The sequence below is a fragment of the Enterococcus sp. 5H genome, from assembly GCF_028128615.1.
Classification (GTDB): domain Bacteria; phylum Bacillota; class Bacilli; order Lactobacillales; family Enterococcaceae; genus Enterococcus_L.
The window spans coordinates 170,115-189,094 of sequence record NZ_AMDP01000061.1; the positions used below are offsets into that span (position 1 = coordinate 170,115).

An 18,980-nucleotide genomic window follows, 5' to 3' on the forward strand; every position below is an offset into this window, starting at 1 on the left:
ATTGTAACACTGGCTTGTTACACTCCTTAAGGATTCAAACGAACCACACTTAATCAACTTAGGAGGAAATAATGAAAAAATTATCGATTTATTTAAGTTTAACGGCACTTACCTTATCATTAGCTGCCTGCAGTTTCAACAAAACGAAAGCTAGTACAGAAACAGAAAAATTAGTTACTAACAAGGAAATCGAAAAAAATAAGACCTACGCTAAAACAGATTTTTCCTTTGACGTAGATCCAAAAACGTTTACTTTAACGATTACTGAAAATGGTGAACAAGCCGAAATAGCTAAACCTCAGGCTATCAGAAATGTCACTGATTTAAAGAAAAGTAAAGAACAAGTAAGTTGGACTTATCCCGATGAGCAATTAAACGTTACTGTAAAAAAAGAACAAAATCATCTGGCAGTTTCGCTTACTAGTTTGTCTAATGAAGATACCGATTTTTCATGGCCAACCATGGATGCAAAAAATTATGTTTTGCCAATTGCCGAAGGAAAAACGATTCCCAACGATCAAAAAGACTGGCTTTCTTATTTTAAACAAAATGAGGAATTATCTATGAGCGAGGCTTTTTCAATGAGCTTTTTTACAACAAATCAAGAAACATTTGCAACAACCTTCGTTATGGATAATACGTTTAATAGCGATCTATTAACTACAACAGAACCACATTTAACGTTGGCGGCGAATCATCACTTTATTGGTTTTGATAAAAATAAGAAACTGAATTATCGAGTATATGTGACGGAAAATGATCCAGTAGCCATCGCTAAAACCTATCAGATGGACCGCATTAACTCAGGTGAATTTAAAACATTGGACGAAAAAGAAAAAACAAATCCAGAAATCAAAAAAATGCGTGGTGCTCTCCAAATCTACTATTGGAATAGTCGAATTTTAACGTCTGAAGATATTAATTGGAGTAAACTCCCAGAAAAAGTTGATGAGCCGATTTTTGGTTGGATCTCTGAACTTTTAGAGCAATACGGAGAAGATGGTTCCACTGAATACTTAAATGCTTTAGCAGCTTTTAAAAATAATGAAGGATATAAATATGAAAAAAATACCTTCTTAACTTCGCTAAATTATGTATTGTTGTATCCTCAATTTTATACGAAAGAAATTTTCCAAAATCCAGATGATACCGCGCAACAGTTACTTAGTAAAGGTCTTGACCAACTTAGTGAACAAGAGCGCTATACGCTGAACAAGCATCTACTCGCTGGTGTTCTTAATGAGCTAACACCGCCAGTCGATCAATGGGGCACAGCCGTTGCTGATGTATTTACCGATATGAAAAATTCTGGAGTTGAGAACGCTTGGATTGGTTTACCTAATTGGGCTAATGGTTTAATGAATCCAACTATGGTGAAAACAGCAGCAGATCAAGGCTATTTAATTGGACCTTACGATTCTTATCAATCAATTCAGGAAAATGCCAGCATTGATTGGAATACCGCTTCTTTTCCCAATCCAGATCTCTATGAACAAGCAACTGTTACAAAGAAAAATGGTGAAAAAGTAGCTGGTTTTTTAGGTAAAGGGCGAAAACTAAATCCCACCCTAATTTTTCCTGATGTTGAAGAACGGTTCAATGGCATTACACAAGATAAGATCCCTTTTAATTCATGGTTTTTAGACACAGATGCTGCCGGTGAAATTTATAACGACTATAGCCCTGAGCATTTAACGACCCAAACTGAAGATGTGGCTGGACGTTTGAAACGAATGAATTTCTTTAATGAAAAAGGGCTGGTTGTCGGTTCTGAAGGCGGTAATGATTTTGCTGCAAAGGATATGGTTTTCGCACACGGCATTGAAACACCTGTCATTATGTGGTCTGATCCTGATATGCGTGAAAATAAAGAAAGTGAATACTACGTTGGCAGCTATGCCGCGCTAGATGGCGGTATTCCTTCAAAATATCAAAAAGCGGTTCCCATAAAAGAAGAATACAAAGCCATTTATACTGATCCGGTTTATTCTATCCCACTTTATAAACTAGTATATAATCGTTCTGTGATTACTTCTCATCAATGGGAATGGGATAGTTATAAAATCAAAGGACAAGTTGGTGAACGACGGATGAAAGAATATTTGTACAATACTCCGCCAATGATCCATTTAGATCAAGCATCGTGGCAAGAACATAAAAAAGATATTTCAGACAATGCTAAAATTTGGAGTCCTTTCCAAAAAGCTGCACTTCAACATGAAATGACAGATTTTAAAATTTTAACAGATGATCGACTTGTTCAAAAAACTGAATTTGGTGATAACCTAACTGTAATTGCCAATTTCTCTGAGAAAGATTTTGAATCTGATAACTTTAACGTTGCTGCTCATACAGCAGTCATTATTAATGATGGCAAAGAAACAATGATCCAAACTGAAGAATGATTAATAAAATAAAGCACAGCCAAAATGAGATTGTGACAAAAGTCGTTTAAACTTGAGCACTCGGACAAAAAACCGCCCAATGCGTTTTTTTCATTGGGCGGGTTTTAAAATTGTCGAAGCCTTCAATTCTTAGAGCTTTAACTCTTAGAATTTGATGTGATCGAAACGAAGTGTAGTAGTTGCTTCTGATTTCGCCGTTTATTAGGGTCTCTTTAGTTTTGTCCCGCACACGTCCCAGTCACTCTTTTTAATTATTTAGCTTAAAAGTCATTTCAACAGGATTATGATCTGAATAGTTAAAGTCTTCATCGAGTACTTTACCGCTAATGTTTTCCACGTTATCTGAAATGATAAAACCATCAATCAATGCCACAAAGGACTCACCTTTTTTATACGGTTTATCTAAGTTGCGTACAGAAGGTACTGGTGTTGTGGTTTCTGTTAAAGTTGCTACTTGTAAATTTTTTGGTAATTCATTTTTCGGAAAAGGCTGCAGCCACGTGTACTCTTCATCAGAATTATTTTGGAAAATTTCTGTTGAGGTTTCAAGTAGATCATGGTTAAAATCACCGCCACAAATCACATAATTACCTTTTTTATATTCAGCTTCCATATGATCGAATAATTTATGGAGCTGGTCTTTTTGAATCTTTTCGTCTTTAATATACGCAGATAAATGAACATTATACAGCATTAAAAATTTTCCGTCTTCGACTGGAATTTTCGAAACTGTAAATGCGCGGTCTAAATCGAAAAATTTATTAAAATTTGTTTCGATAGGCAAACTGTATCGAGTGCTAGACTCTATCTCTACGTTACTCAAACTTAGCAACCCCGATTTTGATTTTCCTATTGGGTCAAAAACTGGGTACATCAGAAAGGCTGAATCATAGTTAGTTGCACTAATGCTTGAATATCCCGTAAAACTTTGGCTAATTTGGGCAATTTCATTCACACCATAACTCCGAGTCGCTTTTTCATCTACTTCCTGAAATAAAGCAAAATCCGGGTCCATTCGTTTTGTCGTATCGATGACACCAGAAATATTCTCAATCACACTTTTCCGACTCTCTGCTTTTGATTGTTTACCTCCATCCATAAAAAAAGTATACTCTGGTGTGTAAGAACCATAACCAATATTAAAGGTAGTAATAGTATATTCTTTATTTATTTCAGCCTGTTTTACTTGAGCTTTTTGAGTAACTTCAAGCGGAAGGTCATCAGCAATTCTGGAATAACTAACATAAGCATAACCAACATAAACTAAAATAATTGTAATAACAGCTATTAAACATCCTAAAAATATTTTGACACTTTTTCTCAATTTCATTTATTTCCTCTACTTTCACTATATGCATTAAAAATTCTTATTAATTTCCTTAATCAGTTCAGCTAATTTCGTAACGGTATTCGCATTTCTAATCGTGATTCGATCATAGTATTTTGAACTGACAATTTTTGACCAGCGAGTTCTGGAAAAAGTTTTAATGGGGGCTGACCAAAAAATCACACGATTATGATAAGCCACTTTTTCATATTCTGCTTTTGCTTCACCCACAGCTTCAATGACATCTTCCGTTGTCGTCGGTGCAATAACAAAAATAACATTGTGTTTCGATTCTTTGTCTATATTCCACCATTCAGGCATTTGTTTTAATGCCTCTAACAAGTCTTCACCAGGCACAATTGTAACAGCAATTGCTAAGTTAAATTCGTCAGCTATTATTTGCTCACAAACTTTGGTCAATTTTTGTAATTCTGTTTCTTCACTAGAAAAAATAACATTTCCACTATTTAAATACGTTTTAACATTTGTAAAACCATATTGTTCAAAGCGTTCTTTCAAAGTTGCCATAACAACCCGATTTTTCACACCGACATTAACACCACGTAATAAAGCAATGTATGCTCTCATTTTTACTCCTCCATTTTATCATTCATTTATCAAAAAAATGCTCTTTTTCGTTCAAATCAAATTTGTACTTCTTTTTTTCTATTCATATTATAATATAGATAATAAAAAATAACTTATTTAAGGAATGAAAAGAAAAGAGGAATGAAAAATGAAAGATCTAAATGAATTCTTTTCCGCAATCCAAGAACCAGATCATTTAAAACGCATTGAAGAACTTTTTGCATGGATGAAAGAAGAATTTCCCCAGTTAGAGATTGTCTTTAAATGGAACCAACCAATGTTTACCGACCATGGAACTTACATTATTTCATATAGTGTCTCGAAAAAACACCTTTCAATCGCCCCAGAAACAGCGACTATGGGTACATTTGAAGCTGAAATTGAAAAAGCCGGATACCAACACACACCTAATATTATAAAAATAACGTGGGATCAAAAAATTGATTATGACTTATTAGAAAAAATTATTGCACACAATATTAAAGATAAAATTCATTATACAAAATTTTGGCGGGAATAAGTAGTAAAGAAGATAACGTTGATTCCGTCAGAAAAGTATTTTCAATATGATTTTATTGAAGTAGTAAAATAGGATAAAATAGCTTATTATCTAGACATAGAGAAACATTTACTTATCTTCCCCAAAAGATAAAACAGGAATTAATCCCCGCTCAATTGAGTGGGGATTTTTTATGATAACATTACTTACTATTTAAGAGTACTTTTTTACTCTATTTATCCAAAAGTTCCTATTTTGAAAAATCGTGTTGACTATAGTCCTACCTTTAAGTTAAGATAACATTACATTAAAATAAAAAAGGCGCTCTGTCAGAAGACTGGTCATCATCTAACAGAGCCCTGTATTATAAGCACGAACTCATAATACAAGTCGCCTCGTCAATATTTCTATTGACTACTTACATTGTACTAAATGTCAGAAAAGAATTCTAGTATTTTTTGCATATTTGTATATACAATGTAGTTTGTCAATTTGTTTTTAACGAACGCTTCATGGTATTAGTGCTGACTAATACCATTTTTTTATGTAATTGATTTATCTTACTCGATAATTAGAACGAAAACAAAATAAAAAGGCACTCTATAAGAGGGGGGTCACCCTCTTATAGAGCCTTGCATAATCAGCACGAACTGATCATACAAGTTGCCCAAGTCAATGCGCATTGACTTATTCATTTTACCTAAAAATTGTAAGAAATACTAGTGTTTTTTTACAAATTTTTGTATTCTGAAATAGTCAGTGATTATTTGTTGAACTTTTGCACGGTATTGGTTGGTGTCCAATATCGTTTTTTTCGTTCTTTTTATAAATAGTAAATACCAAGTTCTCCTTTTTTTCGATACCCTTTTTCATATTCTATCTCTTGGTATTTACGATCTAATACAACTAACTTGATTCGAACACCTTGTCTAGCAATTCAGTTTGAAAAGGCTCGCCAAGTCAATGCGTACAACTACGAAAAAATACAAACAAATTTTTTTCTGGATCTACTAAACTGAATTGTAAAAGCAACGAATATGTTAGTTGTACTAGTAATAGTAAGAAGTACTCCAAAGAGCACCTCTTACTAAAAAAATCATAGGTATTGCAGAGCTTATGATTTCAACCAGCTACCTGCCAACACTATTCCATTTTTATAAAATAAACCAACCATTTTTTTAATATAAATACCGGTAGCTGGTTGTTTTTTATTTAAAGTCCCGTAATTTTTTTTCATTTGGAACAATATGACTATCGTAGTTGTCAATTTTATATCTTAAACGATCTAATGCTGCTTGCATCACGTCTATTCTTGCTTGAAGCTCAGATTCTTGGTCTTTTAGCAAATCTACTCGTGCTGAAATTGTTTTATCTCCTATCCGAAATAATTCTAAATATTCTATCAACGATTCTATTGAAAGACCTGCCCCACGCATTTGCCTACTGAAAATAATCCAGCGTAAATCCTCATCAGTAAAATTACGAACTCCATTCTCATTTCGTCCAATTGGCGGAATCAAACCAATCCGCTCATAATAACGAATCGTGTCTGCTGATACACTGGTTTCTTTACTTGCTATACTAATATTCATTTTGTCACTCCTCTTCTCTTTTAATCCGTTCTGTTTGTCCCATTTATCCGAAATTTTCAAATTCACTTTATCTGTCCATTACCTATACATTAAAAGTTGTTTTTCCGTTCGAATAATTTCTGTCTTGTCTTCATTTATGAAGGGTCTTATTTTTTCTTTCAAAAAATGGATTGCTTCAATCTCATCATAGCCAAAAGTTCCTAAAATTACCGTATTTGAATCGATACGTTGAAATGCTAGGCGTTCATGATAAAATGTTTCATAAAATATGTCTTTTCTTGTTAGTTCATTGAATACTTTTACTAGCAAAACATCTTTCGTATTAGTAAACTGATCCACCTCTATTAGCTTATCATGTCTTGCTTGCTTCTGATACTTTTCGACTGTTTCATTAATTTGAGTAATTTCTGTCTTCTCTGTTCTATATAATGCAAGTGGATGTTTGGTATATGAACAGAATTGAATCAAATCAATAATTTCAGCTTCTGGAATATAATTGCAGCGGATAGTCTGATTATCTAAAATAATTTGCTGACCATTTAAACAAACAAAAGCTTTGAAACGAGGATCAACTAAAGGGCTTATTTGTGAAAAAGACAGCTGACTGACCAAGACAGGAAAATATTTTTGAGTATCAATCCGCTCAAACCAAGCTGTTTCAGTATTCAATAAAATAGTATCTTTGATGAAAATAAGCTGTTTTGTCAAATTAATCACCTACTTCACTTTTTTTACTTTTTTAGAATAACACTTAAAGTGAACTTCAAGTCAAGCCTCTACTTTTAATGTCACTATATTTAATGTCGTAAATTACCTATCACGTGGTAAAATGGTAAAGAGAACATTAAGGAGGTTGTATTAATGGTTTACAAAATTCATGAGTTTTCAAAACTAACTGGTCTTCCCCCGCACACATTGCGTTTTTACGAAAAAGAAGGATTAATCAGTGTTAGAAGAGATCATAATAATATTCGAATTTATGATGATAAAAACAAAGACTGGATTGACTTCTTTTTGCATTTAAAAAAAACCGGAATGACCATAGAAGATTTAAAACAATATTTAATTTGGTGGTACGAAGGCGATGTCACGAATCAAAATCGTTTAGATTTACTAATTAAGCAGAAACAAACTGCATTGAAAGAGATCCAAGAGATTCAACAGGGAATTGCTGTTTTAGATCATAAAATTGATGTTTATCAAAAAAGAATTCAGAATTCGAAAACAACAAATGAGTAATTTTTATGTTAGATAGAACAATCCTTATGTTTAGCCGACAAATTTATCGCTTAAACATAAGGATTTTTTGATCTATTTTACTTTTTTGCCATTTGCAGGTTCTTATAACGAGTCATGGTAAGAAGTAACTATTGTTTTTTTAATTACAGTTATTATTAAGATAAATTTGAAAATTCAACACATAGTTAACTAAGAGGAGGACTTGTTTCTATAAAGAAACAAGTAGAAAGATCAGAGGTAAAGCGAAATCCTTAATTATATTTCTTTTCATCAATGTAGGCTATTCATTTTCCCTCTGAAAAAGCGTTTTCGTTTACTTTGTAATAGTCAAATACGGTACGTTCATGCTCTTTGGCTTTTATAATATCACGTAAAAATTCTTCAACTAAATCTGAGTTACCGTAGAAGTTCTTGGTTTGGGTACTGGCGTTCATTCCTAGCTGCTTAGTCGCGTTATAGTACCGATTTAAGTTCAGTTGTCCTTCTTGAGAATTTAAGTTGTTGGCTTTTTTTGTACCATAACTGGCCATTGCGGTTGCTAAATAGCGAATATTTTGTTGGAGTTTTTCTTCCTCATCTCCTTGATCTCGCGCTAAAATTAATTGTTCTTCAAAATCCCGCAAAAGGTAGTAGCCGCGCACAACTGAATCTGAATCCTCCGTTGTTAGATTCATCGCCTGGTAGTAGGAAATATAAGCAGAGCCACCAGAGAACATCATGGTTAAAATTGTAAACCAGACAACCCAGATTAGGTTTTTCTTTTTCTTTTGTTGGTATTCTTTTCGTTGTCTGGCTATTTTTTTGTTTTTCTTTTTATTTTTGACTTTCCTCTTTGGTAGTTGGCTCAGTTTCTTACGTTGAATACCATAGTTCCAGATGAAGAAAATCAGCCCGATGAAGGAAAGTATGGCGGCTGTGACACTGCCAATAAATATCATTTCTAGTATAGACATGTCCCTCAGCCTCTATTCATCCACTGGTTTCTTGTTTTCTTTAGTTCCAGATTTTTTCTTTTTACGCGCTTTTCTTTCTGCTAGTTCTTTTTGTTGTTTCTTTTTACGTAGGTATGTCATGAGCCCGAAAATAATCCCGATCAGCAGTAAGACAGCTCCCACAATCAGCGCAATTAGTTGCCAGTTCAGTCCTTTTTCCTGCACCAAACCAACATCTCGTTCGTTAAATTTATCGGCATCTTCTTGGGTGATCTCAAATTCTTCGGTCCATGCCCATTTTTGATCGCCTGATGTTACTAAAATATTGGCTACATAAGTACCTGAAACCATTCGTTCACCGTTCATACTCACAGGAAATTGGATGAATGAATTTGGTGCCATCCGCATAGCGGTTTGTTTTCTTTCGTATAAAACTGCGTCGTTGCCTTTGGCATTGATTTGGGTTTCTACGGTCATATCGTTTAAAAAGGCTGGGATGATGTTGGAGAAATCAATGAATATTGTATTTCGGTAATTATTTTGTCCAGCGAAAACACTGTTTAAGTTTAAATCCGGTGATAATTCTTCTTCGGATTCTTGGAGTAATAGCCCAATCACATAGGCGTATTGGTTAATAATTCGTGAGCCGCCTTCTTCTGAAACATTATCGTCTTGATCTGCTTTCATTAGCTGGATTCCACCCGCAATTACACCTTCGGTACTGGTTTCCGGCATTTTGATTTTTAGATCAAGGGTTTTCGTTTCTCCTGCTTCTAAGTCAATTGATTCTGGTCCGGACACGAGATCTTCGAAATCAAATTTTAGTGAGGCATCGTTTTCAATATCTGAATCACCGTATTCAATCACACCATTTTGATTGGTTACTGCGCCGTTTAAGCCAACATTGATTGTTAATTTTTCCGTACTTGGATTGGTTACCGTTATCTTTACTGTTTGTTCCTGTCCTTTGGACATTTTCAATTTGTAATAGCCGATGTTTTCTTCCATTTGATTGTCTGGAAAATTTAAACTATAGGTAAACCCGGTTGCTCCAGCAAGGTCTTCATCTGCGTGCGCTAGGTTCGTAAATAGGATATTCGGTAACAGCATAACAACTGTTAATGGAATAATTCCGATTACTTTTATTATTTTTTTCATTATCTATAACCTCATGTCTTTTTAGTTTTCTATGTATGTGATTTTATTGAAAAAGTAATGAGTCGGACAAAACTAAAGATCAGTTTTGCTCCATTCACTAAATCCGAATAAACGGCGAGAAAAAAGCAGCTACTCCACTTCGTTCCGATCACAACAATTTCTAAGAGCTAAAGCTCTAAGAATTGAAGGCTTCGGAAATAATCCGAAATTCACAAAAATTTGAAGAGCAATTTCCGTGAATTCCTTCTTATTGCTGTAAAACACAACGAGAACCGAGTTGATGTTGCACAGTACCTACCCCCGGTTCTCGGAGCTAAACCGCTTTTGTCTCAGCCTCTCTGGAAAAGCTGAAATTATTGAGCCGCTACAACTTTCCATGTTACTTTCGCTACGTACTCATCTACTGCCATGTTTGAAGCAGTTGCTGCTGGAACTGTTAGTTTTACTGAGTTCGCATCTGTTTCGTTTCTGCTGTCACCAAATGCCATGATGTAACGACCTTTTCCTTCTTGTGTCGCTTGATTTGCAGTAACAATGTTTTTGGCCCCACCACTTTCAGTTAATTGGAAAGCTGGTGCTGTATTTGATGGGATCGTATTTGTGTTATCCCCTTGCGCTGCTACAAATCCATTACTGAAGTCAATCGTTGATCCATTTAATGTATTTGAACTAGCACCTGTAAATTGTTGGCTCATTTCTGCTGTTACTCTATATCCATACGTACCACCCGCACGGATATCACGCCATTGAACGTAAGCACCACGTGTTGTTGCATCTTCACCTTCACCAAACATCATTGGAGCTGCAAAAGCTGTAACTTCATTTGCAGATGTTTTGATCGTACCAAATTCTAAGTTTGTTACTTTTTCAATCATTAACGGTCCGCGATCTGGATTTACAATTTCATCAGGTCCTTCCGGATTTGGTTCTGGAAGTGTCTCTTCTGGATTTTCCGGATCAATAGTATCAATTTCTTCATCGGGATCTGTTCCACCTTCTTCAACCGTTACTGTACCTGTTGAATCTAGTTCTGTCGCATCTGCTAATGCTACTGTCGGTGCTAATGCTCCGATTGTTAGGGCAGCGACGATCGCTGCTGATGATAATGTTGTAAATTTCATAATGTGTTTCCTCCTGTATAGTTCTTTATAATTTATTTGATAACCTGGCTGAAGCCAGAAGTATCACAAAGTTAAGGTAACGCAGCTAATATCCACGTTAGTTCTGTTGCATATTGCACCGGGTAGATTTTTGTTGCAGTTGGAATGGTTAAACTGATGGCTGAGTTATGATACGCCGGTTTACCGGAAAACTCATCCTTCACAGCATTTCCTGCTGCATCTACCACTGGTGACAAAGTGTTTTCCATATTGTTGCTATTGGTTTCAGAAGCGCCGAAGGCAATCGTCCAAACGCCGCGGCCATTTCCAGCTGTTGCTGTAGCTAATTCGTAGGCAGTACCAATCGAATTTAGCGCAATCGTTTCTCGAGTCACCGTTGGTGAGCCGCTGTTGCCACTGCCGTTAGCCCAGCCTTTATCTAAGGATAAGACAGCACCGCTTAGTTCTTGTTCGCTGGCTTGTTGAATCACCGTGTTTCGAAACTGGTGATTTTGCTTCACTTGAAGGGTCCAGCCAGTTGAATTGGTGCGCTGATCGGTGATTTGGATAAAACTGCCTCTTGGTCCAATTTCACCTAAAAATTGTTGCGCTAATGCTGGATAGGTGCGGTTGGTATCTGATAGTTTTGTTCGGCCAAAATCCAGAGATGATACATAATCAATACGCAAAGGCCCCTCTGTTCCTGGTCCATCACCGGGATCAGCGATATCATCCGGATTTTCTGGATCTACAATCTCAGACTCACCATTACTTTCGACAATGACCGTGCCAGACTGATCTAAACTAGTTGGTGAAGCCTCTACTTGGAAAGGAGTTGCTAGAAAAATAATACTCGTCAAAACAGTGAAACAACATTTACTAAACAGTTTCCCTTGTCGTCTTTTCATCTATTTCTCCTCCTTTGCCCATTTACGCACTAACAACAGTAAAAGAAATAGCAAAAGCAAACCAATGCCGATAAATCCAACATTCCCTATCCACTCACCTGTACTCGGAAGTCTTCCTGCTGGTTTTGCGGCTGTATCTGTTTCCGGTTTTTCTGGTTCACTAGGTTCTGCTGGTGTAGAGTCATCTGGTACAGACTCTTCTTCATAAAATAAAATTCCTCCACCTGTAGTAACCTGTCCGCCTGTGCCTTCAATTCCGTAAGCAAAGGTTGGTGATATACTTACACTTATCAGCACAATCAAAGAGTAAAATAAAATGGTAACTTTGTTCAATTTCATTTTTCCTCTCCTCCTAAGGCTGACCAGCCATTACTTTCCACGTGATAACACCTGTATAACTGCCTGTATGAACGATGTCCGAAGAGCCGATTTGTAATTTCACCCCATCAGTACCTATTTGAGTACCCCAACTATTGCTTATTTCGAAACTCCCAGCAGAACCGTCTGTACTCAAGTACACAGTCTGAGCATTAGTGTCTAAAATTGTTTCTTGTCCTCCATAAACATAGCGCAAAGCATTGATTAATTCTTGACCCTCACTGTTTCTCATCGGAGTTGATAATGATGCAGTCAGGGTCCAGCCATCAGCTATATTTGCTCGAGTATCTGTGACTATTAACGGTTGATCGATGGATGGATCTTCTACTCGTTTAGTAGTAGCATCATAAGTTAGTGAACCAAAATCAAGTGCCTTTGGTGTTGAAGCCAAACTTAGAACACCTTGAAGTTTATATTGAACTGTAACTTCTGTTGTATTCAAAACAACTGCCGTTTCGTTCACTGGTCGCTCAGAAATTTCATATCCTGCATTCATCAATTCATCTAATCGCTGAACTACACGTTCTTCTTTAGTTAAATCGATTTCATCACCTATTTGACCAGCAATTGCAATAGTATAACCTGAAAGTAACTGATCAATTTCATTCACAAATTCAACGGTTAGGATCGCATCTGTTACCTCATTTACAGTTAACGTAGCGGCTTTAGCAAATGTTGTATCATGAAAATTAAAGTCCGTAGAAGGATTGATATTTCCTACACTGTTATTGGTTGTTGGTGGATTAATGACCCCAGATTCTGCTGCTGATCCAGCGTTATCTCTTAAGAATACTTGTATCTCATCACTTTCAGTTAAAGTCAAATCGCTTAATGAAATTTCAAAGTTCCCTGAGTTATCTATTGATACGTCTGAGGTATCGATAGGTTGACCGTTGTGAGTTGCTGTAATTTCTACATCCAGACTTTCTGAATGACCTTGAATAGACGTATCTGTGCTCATAACAATTTCACTATCAAAGTGTGCAGGTGTTGGAGGAATAATTGGAAATGTAACCACTTCTCCTACTTGAATATCTTCAGTACTACTTTCTATCCCCCTGCTTCCTTCACCTCTAATTGCCGATAGAACTTGTACTTTATCTCCTTCAGATAAAAATTCATCTAATTGAATTTGGAAAATACCGCCTCTAGCCTCTTCTCCATAAATACTCACACCAGGATTTTCATCATCTAAGCCAATTGTTTTTTCTTCAAAAATTTCTCTAGCTCCATTTGCTTTGGTCAACTCAACAGTTACCATGACCTCATCATCCCATGCTGATCGCATACCAATATTTCCTTCTGGAATGCTTACATGCCCAAAAATATTTTTATCTGCCGTTGTTGGTACTCTTAGTTCATCAACAATCGGTGCTGAATTATTGGCGCTAATTCGGGAATATGCAGGTAGACCAGATGATCCCAAAGAGCTGGCAGAGTTATTAAATTCATCTGGAAAATTAGTTGATCTAATAGTTGAAAAATTTGACCCTGTCAAGCTAAAATCAAGTAAACTCCATGACTTAAGCGGATCTGTATTTAAACTCGTTCCATTAGCCCAAACAGCAAAATTAGTATTTGTAGCTGTTAGGGTTGATGCTGCAGATACATTGTAGATATTTCCACCGGCTGGCCGATTGTTCCTAAAATCAAAGTACTCAGGTGAATTTAATGTAATCGTACTTACTGCCGTGTTAAATATTCCTGCCGCAGCACCACTTGTTCGACCCTCTGCATAAAAAATCGTTCCTTCACCAGAAGAGATTGAGCCAGAACCACCCATCATATCAATTGCGGCTCCAAAATCTGCAACAATTTCAACTTTGGACCCTGCGTCTTGTAAATTGAAGCTTTGATTGTTTCCACCTTGATATTGAATGCCTTGATTGGAATTATTAGAACCGCCATTTGAAGCAGAGCCATTTCCTTTATTACGAATTTCAAATGAGCTTCCCGATTTTACATTGATTGCATTACGGTCACCATACATTCTAATCCCAGGAGCTGTTCCACTATTTTTATTGATGATAACTTTACTATTATTCATAATATTGAATGTATAGTCTCCAACATTTCTAAATCTTAGTGTTGTATAATTTGAGTTTCCTGCTTCAGATGTTAATGATAGAGTTGAGTTTCCATCAATATTAAATGTTCCTTGCTGGCTTCTCATTATCAAAGCAGAAGATCTTGTTGCATGAGCCGTAAACTTAGCATTATCCAATAAATTAATTACTGCACCTGCATCTGCTGCACCTGTTCCGTTCCCTACATAAAACCCTGAATTATCTGCTCCACCTGTAATTGTCGTTGAAATATTTACTTCTGTTCCTAGCCCAGATACTTCAACTAACGGTTCTAAGCCCCAAATTTTTGCAGCATTAGTGCTCGAACTCCAATTCAATTTTGAACTTTCGGTTACTTTAAATACAGAATAATTCACTGAACTTTCGTGTACTCTACCACTAGTTGTAATATTAATTTGGCTTTGGTTATATGCGTAAAATTCTTTAGCGATAAAAATTGTGTTTGATGATGTTAAATTGTAAGTACTATTACCACCTGTAAAAGCAACAGCAGCATTCGGAGCATTAATTAGCCCAGAAACATTACCTGATCCACTATGAATATTTTCAAGTCTAAATTCCCAGTTATTACTATTCGCTGCACTACTATTGAAAATAGCTTGGCTTCCCGCCTTAACAAAAGTAAGATTCTTTAGAGTAACCGTTGCTTTTTCAGAAATTGACCCCAACGTAAAACCACCGTTATTTGCATTGAAGTTTATCGTGTAGCCATTTCCCTCAATTGTTAAAGGTCTTGTGATTGTTCCAGCAGCGGTGGCAGCAGTAGTGGCAGTTCGGGTGATGTTTGATTGTAGACGAATTTCATTTACACTAGTATCAGCTACTGCTCTAGTAAATTCTTCCCAACTCGAAACTTCCATAATATTTAGATCTTCTGTTTCATTATCTGCTGCTTCGTTTATTTCCCAGTCGTCATTAAAAATCTCGTTTGTAAGTATACTGTTAGATTCGGTATGCTCTTCTATAGCCTCGCCAACTAAAAATTGCAGCTCTGCTTGTTTTATGCTGTTTGATTCATCCGAAAGTATAAATGTATATTCACCACTATTTTCAGGTTCAAGTATGACTTGTAAAGAAGTTTGAGAAACATCCATTGAAATAGTCAATTGACGAGAAGGTTCATCCCACATAAATGTTGGCTGTTCCTCAAGCGGTCTTTCTTCGATTGTTCTATCTCTTTGTGTATCAACATCGAAACTAATCCCCTCTGGAATCAATAGTTTTAAATTCCTACTGACTTCAACTTCTTCTTCTGTATCGTCTAAATCAGTTGTTTTAAAACTAATTGATCCAGACACATCTTCTTCTAATGTTTCGGTTAGCTCTTTAACTGTACGTTCGTCTGAAACTTCTAAATAAAAGAGTTCATTTTCATTAATCGTATCTTCTACTAGTTTTAAAGATAATGATGTTTTAGCAAATAATTTTGTCGTAGAAAAGTAAACTCGACTGAACATAGTTAAACAAAGAATCGAAACTATAATAATATTGATATAAATTAATTTCTTTTTTCTTATTTTTCTCATTTCATTCATTTTGCCTCCCCCACTTCTATTTTTCAGCTAGTAAATTCCATCACCTCCTTTAGTTCGTCCCTTTCCATATTAGAATCAAGGAGATACCCTACTGAACGTACGGTTCTTAAAATCCTAGGGTTTATTCCATTTTCACTAAGTTTGTTTCTAATGTGAAAAGCTAAATTCGATGTTCGATATCTTTTAGAAGAATTGTCCGTATCATCTTCTTTCCAAACGTGCTTGAAAATTTCTTCATATGCAAATGCTTGATTCATGCGTGTAGCTAAAAAAGAAATCATTCTATATTCCATACGTGTAAGGATTACTTCAGAGCTACTAGGAATTTTTATGCTACCGTTTAATGAGTTAAGTTGTAGTTTTATTTCACTGTTGATTTTTGTTTCAACATTGTTATCATTTTCTGAATTGTGGATAAGCTTTAAGGTATTTTCTATAATGACAAACATTTCTTCGTTTGAAATAGTTTCATCAAGATTACCTAATACACCTAATTCCAGATTTAGTTGCTTACTAACCACTTTATCGGTTTCAGTCCTTATCCATATTGGCAAGGTAAATCTTCTCTTTATAGATAGAATTAATTCAAGAACTTTATTTTGATTTTCTTCTGCGGAGCAATGAATAACTACACCATGGGCGATATCTAACTGATTCAATAATTGTTTTTCGTCGTGATAATAAAAACCAGAAAGTTTAATTGATGAAGGTATTGAGTAACCACGAGAATTAAATACTGCTAAATTGTACATACTATATTTCCTCCTTCTTACTTTTTTGTCTATGAAAAAGATATTATATTTAGTTTTCTTACACAAACTGGGTTTGTCTTACCTGTGGACAACAAAAATTTATTGCGATGTATTAAAAAAACTTGCTTGAAGCCTCTTATAAATAACAGCCAAAACCGAACTTTTACTTATATTAGAAAAATAAAAAGTTTGCTCTACTGATCTCACTTATTTTTTTAAGCAATGATTTATGCACTAAAGCTCTCCATTATTTATTACTGGATAGTTATTATTAGACAACATGGTTTCAATAGGGTAAGGTCTAATGGGAAGCGTGATTTCAGCAAAATTCCGAAGGAAATATAGTGCTAGAGAAATACTAAAAATCAGCATATTTTTGAATAGATTTCATGGGGTTCCAACCTTTGAAATTCGGTTTAAATTTGAAGTCATTATATAAAAAGTTCTTTTTTTCAACTGATAATAAATAACAAACAAGATAAATTTTAACCTTTTCGCAATTCAACATATAAAAAATTACAGAATTCATTTCTAAATCTTCCGCCCTTCGGACAAAACACAGTAAATGTATTTATATTTTCAGTGAAATAAATAAATTAAAAATCATTATTTTTAAAAAACTTTTTTTCAACACTAACAAATCACAAATTTCCACATCATAAAAAAACGAACAAAAGAGAATTATATTCTCATTTTGTTCGTCTATAAACGTTATTATTCTTATTCAAAGTTCGATATAAAGTCGATTTTGATATTTTAGTTAACTCACATATTTTATTTATAGAAAAGTCTCCTTCATCATACAGTTTCAATGCATACTGTAGCCCCTCATGATTATCTGTATAACGAGGTAAACGTCCTTTAAATTTCCCTTCCTTTTTAGCTAAAGCAATCCCTTCTTTTTGCCGCATACGAATCAAATCTCTTTCTAGCTGATTGACACCCGCCATAACCGTCAGTAAAAAATCGCTATAAGGGTTATCATCTGACAAATTTAGCCAAGTATCTTTTAGTGAAACTATAAAAGCTTTCTTTTTTTTTATTACTTCTACAAGTGAGAATAAATCCTTGGTACTTCTGGTTATTCTAGTGAGATCCGTTATATAGATAGCATCTCCCGGTTGTAAATCACTCAATAATTTTTGAAGCTCTTTTCTTTCCATTGTTGCCCCAGAAATAACTTCTTCATAAATAATATCCAAATCTAGTTTATTTAATTGTTCCTTCTGACGTGCTGAATTTTGCCCTTCTGAACTTACTCTAATATAACCAATTTTTCGCATCATTTTCTCCTATCAGACTCTAAATTTTAATGGCATATTTCCCTCAAAATTTTGCTAAAATCACGCTTCCCATTAGACCTTACCCTATTGAAACCAAGTTGTCTAACATTACCTAAAAAAACGCTGTCAGCTCAATTTTTCTAAGATCTACTACGACAAAATAAATTGATTATTTTACAGGATATCATTGTATTATGTTTAATTTCTAAAGAATTATTCAAAATGTAGTCTCTTTACCACCCCTATTAACTTGCACACATTACATCCTCAAGTTGGATTTTATTGTTTCAGAAAAAATATTAGTACTATGAAAAACGCACTAGTAAAGACCTCATAGAAATTACAAAATCGGTTCTATAAATTTTTCAATTGCTAAGGATCAAGAATTATAGGTGTTACGGACACTAAAAAAGTTCTCATGTTTAGCAGCACATTATTACCTGCTAAACATGAGAACTTTTTATATTATGTCTATTTCGTTTTTTCCACCCGTGTTCCCCACTTATTGATTCTCAAGGTTAAAAGGGCATACATTCGAACAATATGAATCGTAAAGAAATGGAAAATTCCATACACTGGTGCGAGTAAATAACAGACTGGATCTTTAAAGATATAATGCACATTTCTCGCATAAGCCGATAGGCAGGCTAGGAGTAAAAAGAACAACCAATCCTTCGCACCTAAATCACCAAAGTGCCAGAAAATATTATAGGACACAGCCCCTAAAAAGATGATCCACAATAAAATTTCCGTGATTGACCAAACAAAAACCAGGGGTCTTTTTCGGATCAGCTTCATTGAAATAAAACTTTCTCTAAAAAAGGATTTACTCCAGCGCGTTTGCTGCTTTAGAAAGACACCAATTTTTTCCGGAACATCTGTAATACATTTAGCCGTTTCCTGATAAACTGTTTTTCCACGTTCATTCGCATAATTGGTTAGGCAACGATCATCCCCTACATGAGCGGGGACCCCAAAAACAGTTTGATTCAAATAACGATCCAAGTTATCCATGACAACGTCACGGCGATAACAGCTAATCGGACCTGAACAGACTAAAATATTCCCGGTAACCGATTGAGAAGCACGTTCCACACGAAAGGCATTATCATAACGCATATCTAATAAATAAGAAAGCAAGGAACTTTTTTTGTTTCTGGCATTAATATGACCGGTGACTGCTTGTACTTTTTTATG

General features: G+C 35.2%; 16 protein-coding genes. 3 read left to right on the forward strand and 13 right to left on the reverse strand.

Features of this window, described 5'->3' with window-relative positions:
* Positions 1 to 71: 71 nt before the first annotated feature.
* Complete coding sequence (locus tag C240_RS15455; protein WP_271497618.1) at positions 72 to 2,405, forward strand: glycoside hydrolase; 2,334 nt, start codon at positions 72 to 74, stop codon at positions 2,403 to 2,405.
* Positions 2,406 to 2,652: 247 nt separating this feature from the next.
* On the opposite strand, the gene C240_RS15460 is transcribed toward C240_RS15455, so the two are convergent.
* Positions 2,653 to 3,735, reverse strand: coding sequence for an endonuclease/exonuclease/phosphatase family protein (locus C240_RS15460; protein ID WP_271497620.1), 1,083 nt, complete (start codon positions 3,733 to 3,735; stop codon positions 2,653 to 2,655).
* Between the two features lie 27 nt (positions 3,736 to 3,762).
* Positions 3,763 to 4,320, reverse strand: a complete 558-nt coding sequence (locus C240_RS15465) for a DUF1697 domain-containing protein (protein WP_271497621.1) — start codon at positions 4,318 to 4,320, stop codon at positions 3,763 to 3,765.
* Positions 4,321 to 4,468: 148 nt separating this feature from the next.
* Between C240_RS15465 and C240_RS15470 the strand changes: the two genes are divergently transcribed.
* A complete protein-coding gene (locus tag C240_RS15470) occupies positions 4,469 to 4,840 on the forward strand; it encodes an iron chaperone (protein WP_271497623.1) in 372 nt (123 codons plus the stop codon).
* A gap of 1,187 nt (positions 4,841 to 6,027) precedes the next feature.
* Here C240_RS15470 and C240_RS15475 read toward each other — a convergent pair.
* Together C240_RS15475 and C240_RS15480 are read right to left on the reverse strand one after the other, a co-directional pair.
* Positions 6,028 to 6,411, reverse strand: coding sequence for a MerR family transcriptional regulator (locus C240_RS15475; RefSeq protein ID WP_271497625.1), 384 nt, complete (start codon positions 6,409 to 6,411; stop codon positions 6,028 to 6,030).
* Positions 6,412 to 6,489: 78 nt separating this feature from the next.
* Positions 6,490 to 7,119 carry an HAD hydrolase family protein gene (locus C240_RS15480; RefSeq protein WP_271497627.1) on the reverse strand — a complete coding sequence of 210 codons (630 nt, stop codon included), beginning with the start codon at positions 7,117 to 7,119 and terminating at the stop codon, positions 6,490 to 6,492.
* 153 nt (positions 7,120 to 7,272) lie between these two features.
* Here C240_RS15480 and C240_RS15485 point away from each other — a divergent pair, with 153 nt between their 5' ends.
* Positions 7,273 to 7,650: a MerR family transcriptional regulator gene (locus tag C240_RS15485; RefSeq protein WP_271497630.1), complete on the forward strand. Its 378-nt coding sequence runs from the start codon at positions 7,273 to 7,275 to the stop codon at positions 7,648 to 7,650.
* 284 nt (positions 7,651 to 7,934) lie between these two features.
* Here C240_RS15485 and C240_RS15490 read toward each other — a convergent pair whose 3' ends face one another.
* The 9 genes from C240_RS15490 to C240_RS15530 all read right to left on the reverse strand — a co-directional run.
* The gene (locus C240_RS15490; protein ID WP_271497632.1) at positions 7,935 to 8,603 is read right to left on the reverse strand and encodes a hypothetical protein; all 669 of its coding nucleotides are present in this window, start codon (positions 8,601 to 8,603) and stop codon (positions 7,935 to 7,937) included.
* A 12-nt stretch (positions 8,604 to 8,615) separates the two neighbouring features.
* A complete protein-coding gene (locus C240_RS15495; protein ID WP_271497634.1) occupies positions 8,616 to 9,740 on the reverse strand; it encodes a DUF916 and DUF3324 domain-containing protein in 1,125 nt (374 codons plus the stop codon).
* Between the two features lie 353 nt (positions 9,741 to 10,093).
* Positions 10,094 to 10,861 carry a WxL domain-containing protein gene (locus C240_RS15500; RefSeq protein ID WP_271497635.1) on the reverse strand — a complete coding sequence of 256 codons (768 nt, stop codon included), beginning with the start codon at positions 10,859 to 10,861 and terminating at the stop codon, positions 10,094 to 10,096.
* A gap of 71 nt (positions 10,862 to 10,932) precedes the next feature.
* Positions 10,933 to 11,748 (reverse strand): WxL domain-containing protein, encoded by an 816-nt coding sequence (locus C240_RS15505; protein ID WP_271497637.1) that lies wholly within the window; start codon positions 11,746 to 11,748, stop codon positions 10,933 to 10,935.
* Positions 11,749 to 12,087 (reverse strand): LPXTG cell wall anchor domain-containing protein, encoded by a 339-nt coding sequence (locus tag C240_RS15510; RefSeq protein WP_271497639.1) that lies wholly within the window; start codon positions 12,085 to 12,087, stop codon positions 11,749 to 11,751. It lies immediately after the preceding gene.
* A 13-nt stretch (positions 12,088 to 12,100) separates the two neighbouring features.
* Complete coding sequence (locus C240_RS15515; protein ID WP_271497642.1) at positions 12,101 to 15,748, reverse strand: pectate lyase-like adhesive domain-containing protein; 3,648 nt, start codon at positions 15,746 to 15,748, stop codon at positions 12,101 to 12,103.
* Between the two features lie 23 nt (positions 15,749 to 15,771).
* Positions 15,772 to 16,500 (reverse strand): DNA-binding response regulator, encoded by a 729-nt coding sequence (locus tag C240_RS15520; RefSeq protein WP_271497645.1) that lies wholly within the window; start codon positions 16,498 to 16,500, stop codon positions 15,772 to 15,774.
* A 689-nt stretch (positions 16,501 to 17,189) separates the two neighbouring features.
* A complete protein-coding gene (locus tag C240_RS15525) occupies positions 17,190 to 17,783 on the reverse strand; it encodes a recombinase family protein (RefSeq protein ID WP_271497648.1) in 594 nt (197 codons plus the stop codon).
* A 471-nt stretch (positions 17,784 to 18,254) separates the two neighbouring features.
* On the reverse strand, positions 18,255 to 18,980 hold a 726-nt coding region (locus C240_RS15530; protein WP_271497649.1), incomplete at its 5' end, for a glycosyltransferase family 2 protein.

Coding starts and splice junctions, on each gene's coding strand:
- C240_RS15520 (WP_271497645.1), bottom strand. CDS start 16,500: ATGTACAATTTAGCAGTATTTAATTCTCGTGGTTACTCAATACCTTCA.
- C240_RS15455 (WP_271497618.1), top strand. CDS start 72: ATGAAAAAATTATCGATTTATTTAAGTTTAACGGCACTTACCTTATCA.
- C240_RS15470 (WP_271497623.1), top strand. CDS start 4,469: ATGAAAGATCTAAATGAATTCTTTTCCGCAATCCAAGAACCAGATCAT.
- C240_RS15490 (WP_271497632.1), bottom strand. CDS start 8,603: ATGTCTATACTAGAAATGATATTTATTGGCAGTGTCACAGCCGCCATA.
- C240_RS15460 (WP_271497620.1), bottom strand. CDS start 3,735: ATGAAATTGAGAAAAAGTGTCAAAATATTTTTAGGATGTTTAATAGCT.
- C240_RS15475 (WP_271497625.1), bottom strand. CDS start 6,411: ATGAATATTAGTATAGCAAGTAAAGAAACCAGTGTATCAGCAGACACG.
- C240_RS15500 (WP_271497635.1), bottom strand. CDS start 10,861: ATGAAATTTACAACATTATCATCAGCAGCGATCGTCGCTGCCCTAACA.
- C240_RS15485 (WP_271497630.1), top strand. CDS start 7,273: ATGGTTTACAAAATTCATGAGTTTTCAAAACTAACTGGTCTTCCCCCG.
- C240_RS15525 (WP_271497648.1), bottom strand. CDS start 17,783: ATGCGAAAAATTGGTTATATTAGAGTAAGTTCAGAAGGGCAAAATTCA.
- C240_RS15495 (WP_271497634.1), bottom strand. CDS start 9,740: ATGAAAAAAATAATAAAAGTAATCGGAATTATTCCATTAACAGTTGTT.
- C240_RS15510 (WP_271497639.1), bottom strand. CDS start 12,087: ATGAAATTGAACAAAGTTACCATTTTATTTTACTCTTTGATTGTGCTG.
- C240_RS15515 (WP_271497642.1), bottom strand. CDS start 15,748: ATGAATGAAATGAGAAAAATAAGAAAAAAGAAATTAATTTATATCAAT.
- C240_RS15465 (WP_271497621.1), bottom strand. CDS start 4,320: ATGAGAGCATACATTGCTTTATTACGTGGTGTTAATGTCGGTGTGAAA.
- C240_RS15505 (WP_271497637.1), bottom strand. CDS start 11,748: ATGAAAAGACGACAAGGGAAACTGTTTAGTAAATGTTGTTTCACTGTT.